General features: G+C 69.1%; 15 protein-coding genes and 2 riboswitches. Of the genes, 8 read left to right on the forward strand and 7 right to left on the reverse strand.

Annotated elements, in window-relative coordinates; genetic code table 11:
• Nucleotides 1–51: 51 nt before the first annotated feature.
• Both ON38_RS09810 and ON38_RS09815 read right to left on the reverse strand, forming a co-directional pair.
• Nucleotides 52–738 (reverse strand): biliverdin-producing heme oxygenase, encoded by a 687-nt coding sequence (locus ON38_RS09810; RefSeq protein ID WP_039824179.1) that lies wholly within the window; start codon nucleotides 736–738, stop codon nucleotides 52–54.
• A gap of 140 nt (nucleotides 739–878) precedes the next feature.
• Entirely contained in the window at nucleotides 879–2,930 is a 2,052-nt protein-coding gene (locus ON38_RS09815) for a threonine/serine exporter family protein (RefSeq protein WP_174372407.1), read from the reverse strand.
• Between the two features lie 249 nt (nucleotides 2,931–3,179).
• Here ON38_RS09815 and ON38_RS09820 point away from each other — a divergent pair, with 249 nt between their 5' ends.
• Complete coding sequence (locus tag ON38_RS09820; protein ID WP_039824181.1) at nucleotides 3,180–5,111, forward strand: acyl-CoA dehydrogenase family protein; 1,932 nt, start codon at nucleotides 3,180–3,182, stop codon at nucleotides 5,109–5,111.
• Nucleotides 5,112–5,132: 21 nt separating this feature from the next.
• Here the strand turns inward: ON38_RS09820 and ON38_RS09825 are convergent, their stop codons facing one another.
• The 4 genes from ON38_RS09825 to ON38_RS09840 all read right to left on the reverse strand — a co-directional run bounded on the left by ON38_RS09825 (nucleotide 5,133) and on the right by ON38_RS09840 (nucleotide 10,272).
• Entirely contained in the window at nucleotides 5,133–5,915 is a 783-nt protein-coding gene (locus tag ON38_RS09825) for a phosphatase PAP2 family protein (protein ID WP_051164554.1), read from the reverse strand.
• A 223-nt stretch (nucleotides 5,916–6,138) separates the two neighbouring features.
• The gene (locus ON38_RS09830) at nucleotides 6,139–7,029 is read right to left on the reverse strand and encodes a hypothetical protein (RefSeq protein ID WP_039824182.1); all 891 of its coding nucleotides are present in this window, start codon (nucleotides 7,027–7,029) and stop codon (nucleotides 6,139–6,141) included.
• Nucleotides 7,030–7,116: 87 nt separating this feature from the next.
• Complete coding sequence (locus ON38_RS09835) at nucleotides 7,117–8,520, reverse strand: DUF2252 domain-containing protein (protein ID WP_039824183.1); 1,404 nt, start codon at nucleotides 8,518–8,520, stop codon at nucleotides 7,117–7,119.
• Between the two features lie 69 nt (nucleotides 8,521–8,589).
• On the reverse strand, nucleotides 8,590–10,272 hold the full coding sequence (locus ON38_RS09840) for a GMC oxidoreductase (RefSeq protein ID WP_039824185.1): 1,683 nt from the start codon (nucleotides 10,270–10,272) through the stop codon (nucleotides 8,590–8,592).
• 112 nt (nucleotides 10,273–10,384) lie between these two features.
• On the opposite strand from ON38_RS09840, the gene ON38_RS09845 reads away from it, so the two are divergent.
• The 7 genes from ON38_RS09845 to gcvP all read left to right on the forward strand — a co-directional run bounded on the left by ON38_RS09845 (nucleotide 10,385) and on the right by gcvP (nucleotide 17,610).
• Nucleotides 10,385–11,086, forward strand: a complete 702-nt coding sequence (locus tag ON38_RS09845; protein ID WP_245563986.1) for a CDP-alcohol phosphatidyltransferase family protein — start codon at nucleotides 10,385–10,387, stop codon at nucleotides 11,084–11,086.
• Between the two features lie 43 nt (nucleotides 11,087–11,129).
• The gene (gene gcvH, locus ON38_RS09850; protein WP_039824187.1) at nucleotides 11,130–11,528 is read left to right on the forward strand and encodes a glycine cleavage system protein GcvH; all 399 of its coding nucleotides are present in this window, start codon (nucleotides 11,130–11,132) and stop codon (nucleotides 11,526–11,528) included.
• A 150-nt stretch (nucleotides 11,529–11,678) separates the two neighbouring features.
• Nucleotides 11,679–12,164, forward strand: a complete 486-nt coding sequence (odhI, locus tag ON38_RS09855; RefSeq protein WP_030520553.1) for an oxoglutarate dehydrogenase inhibitor Odhl — start codon at nucleotides 11,679–11,681, stop codon at nucleotides 12,162–12,164.
• 62 nt (nucleotides 12,165–12,226) lie between these two features.
• Nucleotides 12,227–13,033, forward strand: coding sequence for a transcriptional regulator FtsR (gene ftsR / locus ON38_RS09860; RefSeq protein ID WP_039824190.1), 807 nt, complete (start codon nucleotides 12,227–12,229; stop codon nucleotides 13,031–13,033).
• A 200-nt stretch (nucleotides 13,034–13,233) separates the two neighbouring features.
• Nucleotides 13,234–13,707, forward strand: a complete 474-nt coding sequence (locus ON38_RS09865; RefSeq protein WP_039824226.1) for a bifunctional nuclease family protein — start codon at nucleotides 13,234–13,236, stop codon at nucleotides 13,705–13,707.
• 175 nt (nucleotides 13,708–13,882) lie between these two features.
• The gene (locus ON38_RS09870) at nucleotides 13,883–14,461 is read left to right on the forward strand and encodes a MerR family transcriptional regulator (protein WP_051164555.1); all 579 of its coding nucleotides are present in this window, start codon (nucleotides 13,883–13,885) and stop codon (nucleotides 14,459–14,461) included.
• Between the two features lie 103 nt (nucleotides 14,462–14,564).
• A riboswitch (glycine riboswitch) is annotated at nucleotides 14,565–14,664 on the forward strand.
• A gap of 1 nt (nucleotide 14,665) precedes the next feature.
• A riboswitch (glycine riboswitch) is annotated at nucleotides 14,666–14,770 on the forward strand.
• A gap of 44 nt (nucleotides 14,771–14,814) precedes the next feature.
• Entirely contained in the window at nucleotides 14,815–17,610 is a 2,796-nt protein-coding gene (gcvP, locus tag ON38_RS09875) for an aminomethyl-transferring glycine dehydrogenase (protein WP_039824229.1), read from the forward strand.
• Between the two features lie 169 nt (nucleotides 17,611–17,779).
• Here the strand turns inward: gcvP and ON38_RS09880 are convergent, their stop codons facing one another.
• The gene (locus tag ON38_RS09880) at nucleotides 17,780–19,132 is read right to left on the reverse strand and encodes a cation:dicarboxylate symporter family transporter (protein WP_039824230.1); all 1,353 of its coding nucleotides are present in this window, start codon (nucleotides 19,130–19,132) and stop codon (nucleotides 17,780–17,782) included.
• Nucleotides 19,133–19,137 lie beyond the last annotated feature (5 nt).

The raw sequence follows: 19,137 nt of genomic DNA on the forward strand, positions 1-19,137 counted from the left end.
CGGTGGCTACGGGCCGGAATGTATCAGACGACCAGGTCGGCCGGTCGGCGATCAGGAAGGGCGCCGGGCCGGGAATTCGGCGGCCAATTCGGTGAACACCGCGCGGTTGAGCACGAAGGCGCGTTTGCCCTCGTCGAGGATGCGGCGCTGCTCGAGCTCGTCCACGCCGATCCGGTCGAGCAGCGCCCGGTATTCGCGTTTGAACGCCGCGGGATTACCGATCCCCTCGAAGACGTAGAACCGCACCCCGTCGCCCCGGTGGGGCAGGTCCCAGAGTTTCTCGGCATTGCCCCGGATCACCTGACCGCCGGACAGGTCACCGAGGTAGCGGGTGTAGTGGTGGGCGATATAGCCACCCGGCCAGGTCCGGGCGCATTCCTCGATCCGTGCCGCGTAGGCGGCCGTGGCGGGCAGCGGCGTGAGGTCCGCGCGCCAGTCCGGCCCGGCGAGGTGGGCGAGATCCCGCTCCAGTGCGGCCGTGCGGGCCAGTTCCGGCTTGATGAACGGGCCGGCCACCGGATCGCCGGCGAGCGCCTCGGCATATGCCTCCAGGGCCCGGTAGATGAACCAGAGCTGACCGGTGTAGCGGCGATACGACTCGATCCCCAGCGACCCGTCCAGCATCTCGGTGATGAAGGTCGAGTTCTCCGCCTCCTCGTGCTCGCGGGCGGTGGCCTCCCGGATCCGGGTGGAGAACGAGGACACGGCCGGGTCGGCGGTTTCGGGGGCGTCCGGCATCGAGCGAACCTTCCTGCGAATACGGTCCGGGCATCTCGCCCGGCCGATTGCGCCGGTCGCGCGGGGTGCGTGCACGCCACGCGACCGGGCGGTGGACAACCCGACGATACCGGGTCCGAAGCCCGGTCAGGGTTCCTCTGTCAGCGGCGGTCCGGGCGCAGCGCGGCCGGTAGCGGTTCGGTTTGCGCGAGTCGTGCTTCCGCCGCGCCGACTCCCACCGGATCGCCCACCACGGCCCCCACCGGGTGTGGTGGAACCAGGATCGGCATCGCCAAGGTGGGCGCGATGTCCTCGCCGGCACCCAGGGGCTCGGCGGGCAACCCCACCGGATCGGCCGCCAGGGCCGGCATTTCGAGCATGTCGGCGGGCAGGGCCGCGGGCGTCGCCTCGGGCAGTACCACGGCCGCGGCCAGTGGCGCCGGATCCAGGTCGTGGCTCCAGACCCCGTGATCGAAATCGGGGACCGGAGAGGTACCGCGTTCGGTGAGCTTGGGCACCTGGGGCAACTGCCCGGCCGCCGGCAGGCTGAGGGACAGATCCCTCGAGGCCTCCGTGGTGGGAGTCGAATGCTGCACGGGCACCCGCACCGGATGGCGTCCGGGCACCGTGCCGCTGCGCTTGCCGAGGTTCACGGTGGTGCGGCGTTTGCCGAGGTTCACCGCCGGCCGGCGTTTGCCCAGGTTCACCGTGGGCCGCCGCATGCGCTTGACGACCGGGCGACGCAGCGTGCCGAACTTGCGCAGGACCGTCGGGCGGTTCACCGTGCGGTCGAACCACTCACCGAGCGTGACGCCGCCGGCCAGCGCGCAACCGATACCGAAGGCGGCAAGCAACTGGTTCGCGCCACGCGCCAATTCATCGTTGAGCAGGCCGTACAGGCCCCGGTAGATGCTCAGGCCGGGCAGCAGCGGGGTGATCCCGGCGAGCGCCACGACCAGCGGCGGGGTGAGCGCGCGGCGGGCCAGCAGACCACCGACGAGACCGATCACGATGGCGGCCGCACCCGCGGCGACCACCGGTCCGAAACCGGCCGTGATCACCAGCAGGTAGCAGATTGTGCCCATCGCGCCGCTGCCCGCGGCGGCCGCCAGCGCGCGCCGCTCGGCGTAGCAGGCCAGGGCGAATGCCGTGGCCGCGGCGGCACCCGCCACCACCTGCACCGGCAGGTTGGTCAGCCCGTGGCCGGGGCTGAGGTCCAAAGGCACGGTGGCGTCGAACATCTCGCCGATACGCAGGGTCAGGGCGATACCGGCGATGATCCCGCCGGTCATCATCAGCAGTTCGAGCATGCGCGCGGCCGCCGTGATCGGCGCCCCGGTGATCGCGTCCTGGACCGAGCCCACCAGACTCAGCCCACTGAGGAGCACGGTGATCCCGGCCGCGATGATCAGCGTCGGGCTGACCGAGATCCCCAGCGGTCCGGCGAAGGCGGCGAGCACCACCGCCGGGACGGCGGCGATGGCACCGCCCACCAGATGCTGGAAGAAGAACGGCAGGCCGTGCCGGTTGAGCATGCGGTTGGTCCGGTCGATCACCGCGGTGGTGACGAAGCTGAGTGCCGCGACCAGGAATCCACCGCCGAGCAGCAGCGAGATCGCGGCGGCCATCAGTGACCAGCCGAAGGTGGCCGTCCACCGCTTGTACGGGTGGGGCGCGGTGGTGATGGCGTCCAGGGCCCGGCGCGCCTCGTCGGGCGGCACCACATCGCGGCGGATGCGGCGGGTGAGCCGGTCCACCGCGGCGAGCCGGGTGAAGTCGAGTGAGCGGTATTGCACGACGCGCATCGAACTCGCCGAGGGCAACCGCGCGCCGCGATGCGCGTAGATGCGGATGGAGTTGTAGGTGACCTCGACATCACAGGCCGACAGACCGTAGGTGGCGGCGATGAACCGCACCGTGGTCTCGGTATCGGTGACGGCCGAACCCGAAGCCAGCACGACCTCACCCATGCGCACCGCGAGATCCAGCACCTCGGCGACCGCGGCGTCATCGGAGAGATCGATGGGCTGCAGCGGCGCCGGCGCGGAGACGATCGTGTCTGCGGTGGCGGGGCGATCGGCGACCAGCTTGCTGATGGCGCCGGTGAGGACGGGCAGGCGCAGGGGATTTCGCCGGGCGTCGGCGTACCCGGACGGGTCCGGGGAGATCGGTGGTTGGGAGGTCGCTCCTTCCAGAATTCCTTGCGCAGCCATAGCCGCGAAGGTAGTGGCCGCAGGCCCCTCTTGCCCACCGCAAACCGGGTCTCGAAAATGTGACGTTTCTTACGTACCGGTTTATTTGACACGACGAATGGAGAAAACGTCCCGATCACCCCGCTGACCTGGGCCGTCTCCACGGGCGCCATACCCGGTTCCGGGGGCGTTACACCCTGCGTGTTCTGCGTTACACCGCCGCGTGTCCATCGACCCCGCCCCCACCGCACCCCGGCTAGGGTCGGAACCATGAGCACCGGCAGCACTTCGACAGCGCAACGTTTACGTGAGGCACTGGACGGGCCGTGGGGCGAGGTCCGCGAACAGGCCCGCACTCAGCTCGCGGGACCGGAGTTCACCGGTGATCCCGATCTGGATCTGCCCGAGGCGCGGGCCCGGGTGCTCGAGCAGATGCGGGCGCTGGCGAAACTCGATTACGCCGAGCGGGGCTTCCGGCGGGAGAACGGGGGCACCGGGGAACCCGGCGCGGCCGTCGTCGGCCTGGAGATGCTCGCCTACGCCGATCTGTCGCTGTGGGTGAAGTCCGGTGTGCAGTGGGGGCTGTTCGGGGGCGCGGTGGAGAACCTGGGCACCGAACGGCACCGCGAGCACATCCGGCGGTTGATCTCGCTGGACCTGCTCGGCTGTTTCGCGATGACCGAATCCGGGCACGGGAGCGATGTCGCGAATCTGGAGACCACCGCGACCTACGATCCGGCCACCGAGGAATTCGTGATCCACACGCCGACCCCCTCGGCGCGCAAGGATTACATCGGTGGCGCCGCCGAACACGCGCGGATGGCCGCTGTTTTCGCGCAGTTGCGCACCCCGTCGGGTGAGCACGGGGTGCACTGCCTGCTCGTCCCGATCCGGGACGAGCAGGGCAACGATCTGCCCGGCGTCACCACCTCCGATTGCGGGCGCAAGGGCGGGCTGCCCGGCGTGGACAACGGCCGCATCGTCTTCGACCAGGTGCGCATACCGCGGGAGAACCTGCTCAACCGCTATGCCGATGTGGACCCGGACGGTACCTACCACTCCGAGATCGACAATCCCAGCCGCCGCTTCTTCACCACCCTCGGCACCCTGGTCCGCGGCCGGGTCAGTGTCGGCGGCGCTGCGGCGGCCGGTGCCCGGGTCGCGCTGAGCATCGCGCTGCGGTATGCGCTGAAGCGCCGTCAGTTCGGCGATCCGGACAACGGCAATGAGACCCTGCTGCTGGACTACCGGATGCATCAGCGCCGGCTGCTGCCGCTGCTCGCGCATTCCTACGCGCTGGCGTTCGCGCAGAACGACCTGGTACGCCGGATGCATCTGGTGCAGACCGGTCAGGATCTGGCACCGGGGGCACAGCGGGCGCTGGAGAAGCGGGCCGCCGGCCTGAAGGTGGCGCAGACCCGCCACGCGACCCGCGCCATCCAGGAGTGCCGCGAAGCGTGCGGCGGCGCCGGCTACCTGACGGAGAACCGGCTGGTGACCCTGAAGGCCGATACCGATGTGTTCACCACCTTCGAAGGTGACAATGTGGTGCTCACCCAGCTCGTCGCCAAGGAGATCCTCACCGCCTACGCCGACGAGATCCGTGATCTGGACGCGCTGGGCTGGGTCCGGTTCGCCGCCACCATGGCCGGCGATGTGGTGCGCAAACGGTCCGGGGTGCGTCAGCTCATCCAGAACCTGCGCGACCGCGGTGGCGAAACCGTCGACGAGGGAGATCTCGGTCGCCGCGATACCCAGCTGGCCCTGTTCGCCGATCGTGAGGACTATCTGACCCGTACGGCCGCGCACCGGTTGCGGGCGCGCGCGGAGGAGACCGAACCGTTCGAGGCGTTCAACAACGCCCAGGACCATATCCTCGCCGCGGGCGCCGCCCATATCGACCGGCTGGTCCTCGAGGCCTTCATCGAGGGCATCGCCGATATCGAGGAGGAGGAGCCCCGCCGGCTGGCCGAGACCGTCTGCGATCTGTACGTGTACTCGATCCTCGAGGAGAATTCGGCCTGGTTCATCATGCACCGGTTCATCTCGGTGGAACGGGCCAAGGCGATCCGGCGCGGAGTGAACGAACTCGTCGACCGGCTCCGCCCGGACGCGCTTACCCTCGTCGAGGCGCTGGGGGTGCCGGAATCCATGCTGGGCGCCGCGATGCTGGACGACGCGAGCGTGTACGAGCGGCAGTAGCGGACGGCGGGCCCGGATCGGTCATCCGGAACGGGCCCACGCCACGCGGGCGAGGTACACCCCCACCCAGTAGAGGCCGATGGCCAGCGCGATACCGGCCGCCGCGCCGCCGAGGACGTCGGTGGCGAGATGGTAGTCGAGGGCGAGCATGCCGACCCCGGCCCCGAACCAGGCCGCGGCGGTGAGCGCGATGATCACCACCCGGGCGCGCACCGAGCGCAGTAGCAGCACCAGGGTGGTGACCACGGCGACCAGGTGGACGGTATGGCCGCTGGGGTAGGCGAGGTAGTCGTGCAGGGGGCGCGACCAGAACGGTTTCAACACCCAGGCGTTGATCGCGACGGCGGCCTCGGGCACCAGCACCATGGTCGCGGTCTCCCACCATCTGCGCTGCCAGGCGAACCACGCCGCGCCGGCGCACAGGATCGCCAGCACGATCCCGGAGTTCGTCGCCAGCGTGAGCACCTCGGCGATCCAGGGTCGCGGATCCAGCCGTGGATCGACCTGCTCGTCCACCGCGAGATCGAAGGTCGTGGGCCCGCCGCCCGGCGGAAACGACAGCGGGAGGGTGGCGGCGACGGTGGCGCTCACGACCGCTGTCGCCGTGGTGACGCGGGGGCCGGCGGTATGACCCGGTGCGCCCGGTCGCCGGTCTACCGCCGGCTCCGGTGATGCGTCGGCGTGCCCGGCCGGCGGCGTGCCAGGTGTTTCCGGGATCTCCGGACGGTCCGCTTCCGGGCGGCGGATACGGCCGGTGGAACGGTCCGCCCCGAACGGATCCGACGCGCCGGATGCAGTGCTCACGACCCGACCCTAACGGGCACGGCCGGGAGATGTCCCCGCGCAGTCCACGTACGGCGGTGGCGAGAGCGGAGGCGGGCGGAGAACACACGGCCGCGGCCGGGAAGCGGTACGCCGGCGCCATGCGCCCGGGGAGCGGCTGACGGGAACCCGGGAGGGGCGGGGAGGCCGGAGCGCGATGGCTACCGACGCGCCGTCCCCGGGCCCGCGAGGTGGGTGTACCGGCTCACCCCGGGCCGTAGGTGAGGAAGGCCGTGATCACGAACCACAGCATCCAGGCGATGGCGATGAACATGCCGAGCGCGAAGCCCGCGCGCATGACGGCGCGACCGAAATCGATATCGCCGACCTCGCGCGGGTACAGCCGCCACGGGCTGTACCAGGGCGAGCGGAACCGTCGCGCCCCGGCCGCGCGTTCGTACTCGGCGAGATCCTCGGCGTACTGTTCGGCCTCCGCCTGCGCCGGTCCGCCGTGCCACAGGGTGACATCGATCGGACCGAGGAATCCCTCCTCGAGCAGGCGCTGCGGCGCCGGGAGGTAGGGCAGCATCCCCATCCCGCGGAACGACTGTGCCACATCGTTGGCGGTCCAGCGGTGGGATTCGCGTTGGGCGAGAACACCGAAATAGTGCCGCAGCCGGTCGCCGTCGTCACCGAGGATCACATCGAAACTCGGGTCGTGCACCTTCTGCTCGATCTGGACGGGCGCGTTCTGCAGCGGGACGACCAGCGCGACGCCGTGGACCGCGCGCTGCCCCAGTCCCCGTGCGGCCAGCCAGGTCTGGAGGGCGAAGGTGTTCTCGCGGGAACGGTCCAGCGGAGAACGATTGTCGCTGGTCTCGAGTTCGGCGCGCACACCGTTGAGGGTCCAGTCGCCGGTCAGCGGGACCTGCAGGGTGCCCCCGTGCGGCGAACGCAGCCCGGCGACGTCGATGACCACGCAGCTGGTGGGTGTCCACACGATGGCATCGAAATTGTAGACCTCACCCTGGTGGACGAGGCCGCAGTTCACCGTCGCGACCCCCTGCGGGCTGCCCGCACCGTCCCAGCCGCCGAGCCAATCGACCAGGGCCCGTTCGGCAACGCTGTCGGTGCTGTTCTGTACCTGCACGAGCATGGTGACCGCCCTTCGCGTCCGAGCCGAGGCAATGGTGTCCGAGCCGAGGCTGTGGCGGCGCCGACTGCCCGGCGCACCCCTTCGAAACTACCGGTCCGGCTCCTGCGCGGGAAGTTTACCGGCGCGAACCGCCGCGACGAGTTCGGCGTGATCGGCCTCGGCGCGGTCGGCGTAGCGCACCGCGAAGGCGGCGACCGCCTCGTCGAAATCCTCGTCGTCGCCGAGATAACCGCTGATCAGGCGGGGATCCAGGGAGCGGGCGTGGGCGCGGGCGAGTAGTGCTCCGGCCAGCCGGCCGTAGTCGTCGAGGTCGTGCGGTTCGAGTTCCTCGGGGGCGATCCCGCCCTTGAGATTGCGGAATTGACGGACGATGAACGGCAGCTCGCGGGTTCCGTCGGCGGTGGGCACCGACATGGTGGTCCAGCCGAGGAGGATATCGGTCTCGGTCTGAACCAGCCTGGCGCCCTGCACGATTCGCTTGCCCTCGTGTTTCGGCGCGGCGATGCCGAGTACGGGCGCCAGCGACGAGGGCGCCGCCTGTTTGAGCTGCAGCACCAGCACCTCACCCGAATTGCCGTGCAGCAGTGCGACATAGCTGTGCAGGCCGACGCTGCCCGTACCGACGATGCGGAACGCGATATCGGCCACCGCGAACCGGGCCAGCAGTTCCTGCCGTGATTCCCGCAGCGTTGTCCCATAACGCTCCAGGGCGTCGACGGCCGCGTCCTCGACCTCCTGGGTGACCGTGGTGAGGAGCGGGGGATCGGCGACGAAACGGTGACTGTCGATGCCGGTTTCGTGATCGTCGATATGGGTCCACTTCCGCACGACCTTGTCGCTGTTGTTCTTCCGGGCCTTCTTGGCCGCCTTCTTGAAGTTGTCCAGCAGATCCTCGGCCTCGACCCGGTCGAGGACGGATTCGTCGGCGAGCGCGGACCAGGTGGTGAGGAACGGCCGTTCGGCGAGGACGGCCGCGACGCGGCGATAGCTGCGCGCGGCGTCCGCGGCGGCGGTCCGGCATTCCTCCTCGCCGGCGCCGCCGACCCGTCCCGCCAGGACCAGACTGGCCGCCAGCCGCTCGAGGTCCCATTCCCACGGGCCCGGCACGGTGTCGTCGAAATCATTGATATCCATCACGATTTCGCCCCGCGAGGTGCCGTAGAGGCCGAAGTTGCCGGCATGGGCGTCCCCGCAGAGCTGGGCGGTGAAGCCGGTGTCGGGGCTGCCCGCCAGATCGGCGGCCATCAGCCCGGCGGCGCCCCGGTAGAACGCGAACGGGGAGGCGGTCATCCGGCCGATGCGCAGCGGTATCAGCTCCTCGATCCGGCCGGTGTTGGAGGCCTCGAGGAACTCCACCGCCGACGGCCGCCCATCGGTGCGCACGGCACGGTCGCGGGCCGTGCGCGGCACCCGGTCGCGGACGGCCCGGCCGTGGGCGAGTACATCCTCGGCGGGAGTGTAGGAGCGCAGCGGGATACGACCGGTCGACACGCGGTAACGGTACCGACCGGGCGATTCACCCGGGTGCCAGGTGCGCGCGGATGCGCGACCGGGGGCCGTTCAGCTCGCTCGCAGCGGCGTGAGCGGCAGGCGCAGCGCCCCGGGCGCGGCGGCGGGAACCACCGGCCGCATCGGCGCGACGGGAGCGATCCGCTGATACGGGGTGCCCAGTCCCGGCCTGGTGTCCTCCTGGTCCTTGTTCGGCCAGAACGCCATCGCGCGTTCGGCCTGCGCGGTGATGGTCAGCGACGGATTGACCCCGAGGTTGGCGGTGACCGCGGACCCGTCGGCGATGTGCAGGCCCGGATGCCCGTAGACCCGCTGATAGGGATCCACCACGCCGGTCTCGGGCCGGTCACCGATCACGCAGCCGCCGATGTAGTGGGCGGTGGCCGGAACATCGAGGACGTCGGTGTAGAGCCCGTGGGTGTCTCCGTCGATCTTGGTCGCGAACCGCCGCCCGACCTCGTGCGCCAATGGTATCCAGGTCGGGTTCGGCTCGCCCGTGCCCTGTTCGGTCGTCAGCTTGCCACGCCGCAGGAACGAGGTCAGCGAATTGTCCAGTGACTGCATGACCAGCAGGATCACCGACCGCTCCGAGGCATGCCGGGCGTTGAAACTGCGCAGGAACACCAGCGGATGCCGGACCGCGGCCAGCAGGAAGCGCAGGAAACGGAAGGCCCCGCCGTCGACCACCGGCGCCGAGAGCGGGAACAGCGCGTTCTGCCCTTTGCCGTAGTGGCACACCTCGATATGGGTGTCGGCCTCGGGATGTATCGAGGAGGTGATGGCGACGCCGGCCGCGAAGTCCCGGCGCGACCGGCTCACCACCGCCAGGATGGCCTCGGAATTGCTCCGGGTGAGCTCACCGAGCCGCGGGGACAGCCGCGGTAGCACGCCCCGATCCCGCATCCGGTGCAGTAGTTGCTGGGTGCCCAGCGCCGCGCCCGCGAACACCACCTGCTCGGCGGTGAAGGTGCGCTTGCGCTTGCGGATCCACCGGTCGGGGCGGGCGGTGTCCACGGCGTAACCGCCGTCGGGCAGCGGCCGCACCGCGGTGGCGGCGGTGAGCGGGTGCACCGCGGCGCCGGCCTGCTCGGCCAGGAACAGGTAGTTGGTGGTGGTCGTGTTCTTGGCGTTGTGCGGGCAGCCGGTCAGGCAGCGGGCACAGTGCACACAGCCGCTGCGGCTCGGGCCCGCACCGCCGAAATAGGGATCGTCGACCTCGGTGCCGGGGTCGTCCTCGTTGAAGAACACCCCGACATCGGTGGGGTGGAAGGTGTCGCCCACACCCATATCCGTCGCGACCTCGCGGATCACCTCGTCGGCCGGGGTCGTCCGCGGATTGGTGGTCACGCCGAGCATGCGGCGCGCCTGGTCGTAGTAGGGGGCGAGTTCGGCCTGCCAGTCGGTGATGTGCGCCCACTGCCGGTCGGTGAAGAAGTCGGTGAGCGGTTCGTAGAGTGTGTTGCCGTAGATGAGCGAACCGCCGCCCACGCCGACCCCGGAGAACACCGCGCATTTGCCGAGCAGGCTGATCCGCTGTGGTCCGGTCCAGCCGATTTTCGGCGCCCAGAGCGATTTGCGGAGGTTCCAGTTGCTGCGCGGCAGCGTCTCGGCGTCCCAGCGCCGCCCGGCCTCGAGGACTCCGACCCGATAGCCTTTCTCGGTGAGTCGCAGAGCGCTCACGCTCCCGCCGAACCCCGATCCGATGACCACGACGTCGTAGTCGAATTCTGGCATGATCTTCCTCTCACCCGAATCGATGATGAGATGGTTTCATACTCATTCATTCATGGAATGACGCGGCGGGGTGTGCTGGCGCGGGTGGGCCCCATGCGGTATGCACACCCATGTGATGAGCGATTCGGGAACCGGCGGATCAGAGACCGCGGACCGGGATCCCGGCGGTGCGCTCGCGGCGATCCTGTCCGACCGGCTGCTCACCGTCCCCAACGTCCTCAGTGTGCTGCGGTTGATCGGGGTACCGCTGTTCCTGTGGTTGCTCCTGGTGGAGCACGCCGACGGCTGGGCGTTCGCCCTGCTCGTCCTGAGCGGGCTCACCGATTTCCTAGACGGGAAGCTCGCCCGGCTACTGGACCAGTCCTCGCGGCTGGGGGCCCTGCTCGACCCCTTCGTGGACCGGCTCTACCTGGTGACCACGCTGGTCGCCTTCGTCGTGCGCGGGCTGGTCCCCTGGTGGGTGGCCGTCCTGCTGATCGGACGCGACGCGGTGCTGGCCCTGACCCTCACGATCTACCGCCGCCGTGACCTGGACCCGCCCGAGGTCATCTATCTGGGCAAGGCGGCCACCTTCGCGCTCATGTCGGCGCTGCCGTGGCTGCTGGCCGGGCAGATGGACTGGGCCGGGGCCGGTTTCGGTGCCGCCTTCGGTGGGGCACTACTGATCTGGGGTACGGCCGTCTACGTGTGGACCGGTCTGCTCTACCTGGGCCGCGCCGTCGTCGTGGCGCGCCGGATTCCGCCGGCGCCCGCCGGGGGCCGTGCCACACACGGCGGGGATACCGGCGCGGCGGAGGGCGGCGGGCTCGCATAGAGTTGCGGGCATCGTGCACGACGACACGAGGAGAGGACATCACGTGAACCGGGCTCCGGAGGATCTGCGTTACACCGCGGAACATGAATGGGTGCGTCGGATCGAACCCACCCGGGTCCGGGTCGGGATCACCGATTACGCCCAGTCGCAACTCGGTGACGTCGTGTTCGTGCAGTTGCCGGAGGCCGGCGCCGATGTCGCCGCCGGCGACAGCATCGCCGAGGTCGAATCGACCAAGAGCGTTTCCGATATCTACGCTCCACTGAGCGCGAAAGTCGTTGCGGTGAACCAGGAATTGGAGGCCCAGCCGGAAACGCTGAATACCGATCCCTACGGTGCCGGGTGGTTGTTCGAACTCGAGGTGGGCGATGCGTCCGCACTGGACTCGAGTGTCGCCGAACTACTCGATGCCGCGGGTTATCAAGGAGTTATCGGGGGCTGATCCAGCCTTCCCGGTTCTACCTGCACGGGTACGGCCCGGCAGGGTACGGTCAATGCCAACGGATGTGCCGCCCGGAGTCGGGGCCGCCCAGCCACGTCTTATCGCGGCATCTGCCTGCATGGTTTATGAGGTTCGAGGAGGAGAGAAACGGTGAGCGAGAACAAAGACCCGGGTTACGGGGAGACCGCGGCCGAGACGACGTCGGTCTTCCGCGCGGATTTCCTGAACGAGGTCGACGCGTCGCGCTCCGGCGAGCCGACCGGTGAACAGCCGGTGCAGGGTGTCGAGGGTCTTCCGGTCGGGGCGGCGCTGCTCGTCGTCAAACGCGGCCCGAACGCGGGTTCGCGTTTTCTGCTGGACCAGCCCACCACCTCGGCCGGCCGGCATCCCGACAGCGATATCTTTCTCGACGATGTCACCGTCAGCCGTCGCCATGCCGAGTTCCGGCAGGACGAGGATTCCTTCCAGGTCGTCGATGTGGGCAGCCTGAACGGCACCTACGTCAATCGCGAGCCGGTGGATTCGTCGGAGCTGCAGAACGGTGACGAGGTACAGATCGGCAAGTTCCGGCTGGTGTTCCTCACGGGTCCGCGGACCCAGGAGGCCGGTTCGGCGGCCGGTGCGGGAAGTCTGTGAGCAGCTGACGATCGGTGCGCCGGTCCGGGTGATCGGCGCCTCGGCATGAAAGACTCGAGATCATGACAGGCGCGGCGCAGCAGTGGGCGCACGGAGGGATGTCGATCGGCTCCGTGCTCGAACTGCTGCGGCCGGATTTTCCGGATATCACCATTTCCAAGATCCGCTTCCTGGAGGCGGAGGGCCTGATCCGGCCGGAGCGGACGCCGTCGGGCTACCGCCGGTTCTCGGTCGCGGACTGTGAGCGGTTGCGTTTCGTCCTGACGGCGCAGCGCGATCAGTACCTGCCGTTGAAGGTGATCAAGGAACAACTCGAGGCGATCGACAGCGGCGCCGCGACGCTCGGGGTGCGGGAAGCCCGCGCCCGAGCGCGCACCGCCCGTCCGGAGGCGGGGCAGCCCGAGCCGGACGACAGGACCGATGTGCCGCCGCGTCCGCCGCGTCGGTTGGGTGTGCCACCGGGTCGTGTGACGCCCGACGATTTCGAATTCGATCACCAGATCCGGGTGACCCGGGCGGACCTGCTGGACCGGGCCGGGATCGATGAGACATTTCTCAACGATCTGATCCGGGCGAACCTGATCACCCCCGGCCCGGCCGGGTTCTTCGACGCCGATGCGGTCACACTGGCGGCGACCGCCAAGGCGATGGCCGAATTCGGTTTGGAAGCCCGGCATCTGCGCGCGTTCAAACTCGCCGCGGACCGGGAGGCGGCACTGGTAGCGCAGATCGCGGCACCGATCGCCAAGAGCCGCGACGCCGGTGCCCGGGCGCGGGCCGAGGAGACGGTCCGCGAGCTTGCCGCGCTGTCGCTGACGCTGCACGCGAGCCTGGTGAAGGCATCGGTGCGTAACTCGCTCGGCGGATGAGCCGAGCGTCCGATTCCCGCCGTCAGCGGCGGAATCCGGTCTGACCTGGGGCCGAGCGGCCGGTGGGTACACCGGTGGCAACACACCGATTCCGGTGCCCGTCAGCGATCGCGGCGCCGCGCCGAATTCGCCTAGACTCGTGGTACGGCGAGCCCTGCATCGGCGAGGGCGGGCAGCCGGGGAGTATGGGAGGCAGTGCGATGAGCGAAATGCGCGTGATCGGCATCCGGGTCGAGCAGCCACAGAACCAGCCCGTCCTGCTGCTGCGGGAGGCGGAGGGGGAGCGGTATCTGCCGATCTGGATAGGACAGGCGGAGGCCACGGCCATTGTGCTCGAACAGGAGGGCGTCACACCGATCCGGCCGCTCACCCATGATCTGATCAAGATCTTGATCACGGATCTCGGGCACACCCTCGAGGAGGTTCATATCGTGGACCTGAAGGAAGGCACGTTCTACGCCGATCTCGTCTTCGACAACGAAGTGCGGATCTCGGCGCGGCCGTCGGATTCGGTGGCGATCGCCCTGCGCGTCGGCTGCCCGATCTACGCGGCGGAATCGGTGCTCGAGGAAGCCGGTCTGGTGATGCCCGACGAGCGCGAGGACGAGGTCGAAAAATTCAAGGAGTTCCTCGAGTCGGTATCGCCCGACGATTTCAAAGCGACCGATAGTTGAGAACTCGCATTTTTTTCTAGACCTCAACTACAGGTCGAGACTGTTACCGCGCGTCGCGTTTGGTTCGGCACCGCTGTGGCCGAGAGAATGGGAAGAGTAGCCTCGTAGTCGACGCCGGGCCGTCGGCTGTGGGCACTGATCGGCGGAGCAAGGGAGTAGTTCAGTGGCAGAGAATATGCGGGATATGCGATCGGAAGAGGGCCCGCCTCGGCGCTACGAAATACAACCCGGATTGTTCCCCGACGATTCGGTGCCCGACGACCTGGTGGGATACCGGGTGCCGACAGCCTGTCAGGTCGCCGGTATCAGTTACCGGCAACTGGATTACTGGGCGCGGACCGGCCTGGTGGTGCCCTCCATTCGCGGGGCGGCGGGATCGGGCAGCCAGCGGCTGTATTCCTTCAAGGACATCCTGGTCCTGAAAATCGTCAAGCGGCTCCTGGATGCCGGTATCTCGCTGCAGAACATCCGTATCGCCGTCGATCATCTCCGGAGTCGCGGAGTAGAGGATCTGGCGAATATCACCCTGTTCTCCGACGGAACCTCGGTATACGAGTGCACCTCGCCGGAAGAAGTCGTCGATTTACTGCAGGGCGGCCAGGGGGTATTCGGGATCGCGGTGAACAGTGCGATGCGGGAACTCACCGGCGCCATCGCCGCATTCCCCGCCGAACGCGCCTCGGCGACCAGCGAACGCCCCGAGGACGAATTGTCCTACCGCCGTAAGGCGCGGCTGACCCGTAAAACCGGCTGATCGTCCGCGCCGGTGCGAACGGCCGGCCGGAGTGAGGGCAACGACACATACCGGCGGGTGAGTCCCGGCCGTTGGCGCGCACCGGGCTAGAATTGCCAGGCGCCGTAGCCGTGCGGGAGAGTCCCGGATCCTCGCCGGATCCGGGCGCCGAAGGAGCAGCACCTCCCCGTCAATCTCTCAGGCACCAGGACCGTGCGGGAACCGGCGCCTCTGGAAAGTGGTGGCTGCGGGCCGCCCGCCCAAGGTGAAAGGTGGCCGGTGCGATATCCGGCAGCCGAAGCTCTCAGGCGCCGCGACAGAGGGGGAGGGCCCCGCCGACCGTGCCGGTCGGCCGTCCCACCCAGGGAGCCGCGGTGACCCAGACCTTCGCAGATCGTCATATCGGACCGGATGACCACGAGTTCGCGCGGATTCTCGCCGCGATCGGCGTCGGTTCGGCCGACGAGCTGGCGGCCGCCGCCCTGCCCGCCGGAATTCGCGATGATGATCCGCTGGCCGGCCTGCCCGCGCCGGGCACCGAACACGAAGTGCTCGCCGAGCTCGCGGCGCTCGCCGAATCCGATCATGTCGCCACCTCCATGATCGGTCTGGGCTACTACGACACCCTGACTCCGCCGGTGCTGGTGCGTAACCTGCTGGAGAATCCGGCCTGGTACACCGCGTACACGCCCTATCAGCCGGAGATCAGCCAGGGCCGGCTCGAGGCGCTGCTGAACTTTCAGACCATGGTGACCGATCTGACCGGTACGGATGTGGCCAATGCGTCCATGCTCGACGAGGCCACCGCGGCCGCGGAGGCGATGACGTTGTTGCGCCGGGTCAATCGCCGGGCCCCCGCCCGGCTGGTGGTCGACCGCGACCTGTTCCCGCAGACCCGCACCGTGCTGGCCACGCGGGCCGAACCGCTGGGAATCGAGATCGTGGAGGCCGACCTCGCCGGCGACGGCCTGCCCGACGGGGAGTTCTTCGGCGTGATCGTGCAGGTACCGGGCGCCTCGGGCCGGATCGTGGACTGGTCGGCGACCATCGTCGCTGCCCACGAGCGCGGCGCGCTGGTGGCTGCCGGAGCGGATCTGCTCGCGCTCACCCTGATCACTCCACCGGGTGATCAAGGCGCGGATGTCTGCTTCGGGACGACGCAGCGCTTCGGAGTGCCGATGGGATTCGGCGGCCCGCACGCCGGGTACCTGGCGGTACGCGCCGACTACGCGCGCCAGCTGCCGGGCCGGCTGGTCGGGGTGTCCAAGGACGCGGACGGCGCCCTTGCCTACCGGCTCGCCCTCCAGACCCGCGAACAGCACATTCGCCGGGAGAAGGCCACCTCCAATATCTGTACGGCCCAAGTGCTGCTGGCCATCGTGGCCGGGATGTACGCCTGCTACCACGGCGCGGACGGGTTGCGGGCCATCGCCCGGCGGGTCCACGGGCACGCCGCGCGGCTGGCCGGGGCGCTCGGTACGGCCCTGGTGCACGACCGCTATTTCGACACCGTGCTGGCCCGGGTGCCGGGCCAGGCCGAGACAGTGGTCGCCAAGGCCGCCGCGCGCGGCGTGAACCTGCGCTGGGTCGACGACGACCATGTGGCCGTGGCCTGCGACGAAGCCACCACCGCCGACCACCTCGCCATCGTGCTCGACGCCTTCGGTATCGCTCCCGCCGACCCGGCCGCCACCACGCTCGAGGACCGGGCCTCGGAGTTCCTGACCCATCCCGCCTTCACCCGGTACCACACCGAAACGGCGATGCTGCGGTATCTGCGCGTGCTGTCGGACAAGGACATCGCGTTGGACCGCAGCATGATCCCGCTCGGTTCGTGCACCATGAAGCTCAACGCCACCGCGGAGATGGAGCCGATCACCTGGCCCGGGTTCGCCCGGCTGCATCCCTATGCGCCGGCCGCCGATACGCCGGGTCTGCGGCGGGTGATCCACGATCTGGAGCGCTGGCTGGCCGAGATCACCGGCTACGACGCGGTGAGCCTGCAGCCGAACGCCGGGAGCCAGGGCGAATACGCGGGGCTGCTGGCCATTCGCCGCTATCACCTGGACCGGGGCGATACCCGGCGGGACACCTGTCTCATCCCGTCCAGTGCGCACGGCACCAATGCCGCGTCCGCCGCGATGGCGGGCCTGCGGGTCGAGGTGGTGAAGTGCCGGGCCAACGGCGATGTGGACCTCGACGATCTGCGGGCCAAGATCGCCGACCATGCCGAACGCCTGGCCTGCATCATGATCACCTACCCGTCCACGCACGGCGTGTACGAGAACGAGGTCGCGGAACTGTGCGCGCTGGTGCACGATGCCGGCGGCCAGGTCTATGTCGACGGCGCCAACCTGAACGCACTGGTCGGCCTGGCCCGGCCGGGCCGGTTCGGCGGTGACGTCAGCCACCTGAACCTGCACAAGACATTCTGTATCCCGCACGGTGGCGGCGGCCCGGGCGTCGGCCCGGTCGCGGTCCGCTCCCATCTGACGCCCTACCTGCCCGGCGATCCCCTGGTGGCCGGGTCGCACGCGGTGTCGGCGGCGGAGTACGGGTCGGCTTCGATCCTGCCCATCACCTGGGCCTACATCCGGATGATGGGAGCCGAAGGGTTGCGCCGGGCCACCCTCACCGCGATCGCGTCGGCGAACTATCTGGCGCGCCGCCTCGGCGAGTACTACCCAGTCCTCTACACCGGCGACAACGCGATGGTCGCCCACGAATGCATCCTGGATCTGCGCGAGATCACCAAGCGCACCGGGGTCACCGTCGACGATGTGGCCAAACGGCTCGCCGACTACGGGTTCCATGCGCCGACCATGAGCTTCCCGGTGGCCGGCACCCTGATGGTGGAGCCGACCGAGAGCGAGAATCTGGCCGAACTCGACGCGTTCGCCGAGGCCATGATCGCCATCCGGGGTGAGATCGATCGGGTGGGTGCGGGGGAGTGGCCGGTCGAGGACAACCCGCTGCGCAATGCCCCGCACACCGCGGCGAGCCTGGTCCGCGACTGGGATCATCCCTACAGCCGGGAGGTCGCGGTGTATCCGCTGGGTCTCGGCCACGACCGGCCCAAGGTGTGGCCCGCCGTGCGCCGGATCGACGGGGCGTTCGGCGACCGCAATCTGGTCTGCACCTGCCCGCCGCTCGAGGCCTACACGGACTGACGGGCGTACAGCGGTCGCGTATCGAGAATCACGCCGACCGGTGTAGACCGACCCGGCACGGTCAGCGATATGGCGCGGTCTTCTCGCCGGAGAACGGGCCGCGCCCCGGCCGGGTCCCGTTCCGGAGAACGGCACCTCGACCGGGGCGCGCCGCGCCGGGCGACCGGCGTCAGGCCGGGACGGGCACCTTCGCGGTATCCGCCTCGGCGGGCAGCGAGTCGTGATCGTCCACCATCGTCTCCTCGTCGAACGGCAGCTTCCGGTCCAGGACATCGCGCACCTGCCCGGCGTCCACGGTCCTGGTCCAGGTGCCGACCAGCAGTGTGGCGACCGCGTTACCGGAGAAATTGGTGAGTGCGCGGGCCTCCGACATGAAGCGGTCGATCCCGACGATCAGCCCCACACCGTCGAGCAGTTCGGGCCGGTGACTCTGCAGCCCGCCGGCCAGCGTGGCCAGGCCGGCACCGGTGACACCGGCCGCGCCCTTGGAGGCCACGATCATGAACACCAGCAGGCCGAACTGTTCGCCGAGGTTCAGCGGTTGTCCCATCGCGTCGGCGATGAAGATGGAGGCCATGGTCAGGTAGATGGCGGTGCCGTCCAGGTTGAACGAATAACCGGTCGGCACGACCACGCCCACCGTGGTGCGCTGGACCCCCATATGCTCCATCTTCGCGATCAGTCGCGGCAGCGCCGATTCGGAGGAGGAGGTGGCCACGATGAGCAGGTACTCGCGCGCCAGATAGCGGCACAGCTTGAAGATCGACACCCGCGCCACGAGCCGCAGCAGCACACCGAGGACCCCGAAGACGAAGAGCAGGCAGGTCAGGTAGAAGGCGATCATCAGGGTGGCCAGCTGGACCACGGCGTCGAGCCCGGTGCGGCCGACGACATTGGCGATCGCGCCGAAGGCGCCGATCGGAGCCAGCCACAGGATCATCGACAGGATCCGGAAGACGAGCTTCTGGATCAGCGCGACACCGCGCAGGACCGGCTCGCCGGCCGAACCCATGGCCTGTACCGCGAACCCGACCAGCAGCGCCACGAACAGCGCCTGCAGCACACTGCCCGCGGTCAGCGCGGAAACCAGGGTCGTGGGAATGATGCTGTGCAGGAATTCCACGGTGCCGCCGGCGCCGTGCGCCTCCTCGGCGTACTTGGCGCCCTGGCCCGCCGACTCGGTGATGTTCAGCCCGGTGCCCGGGTCGAGCAGATTGCCGACCACCAGCCCGATACCCAGTGCCACGGTGGACATGACCAGGAAGTAACCGATCGCCAGACCACCGACCTTGCCGACGGTGGCCGCCGCGCGCACCGACCCGATACCGAGGACGATGGTGCAGAAGATCACCGGCGCGATCATCATCTTGATCAGGTCGACGAACATCGTGCCCAGTGGCGCCAGCGCCCGGCCGGCCTCCGGGGCGAGCCAGCCGACCAGTATGCCCGCCAGGACGGCGACGATGACCGCCAGATACAGCCAGTGGGTGCGATCCCGCCGTGTTCGAGTCCGGTCCTCCATGACCA

The sequence above is a fragment of the Nocardia testacea NBRC 100365 genome (assembly GCF_000308775.1).
Lineage (GTDB): Bacteria > Actinomycetota > Actinomycetes > Mycobacteriales > Mycobacteriaceae > Nocardia > Nocardia testacea.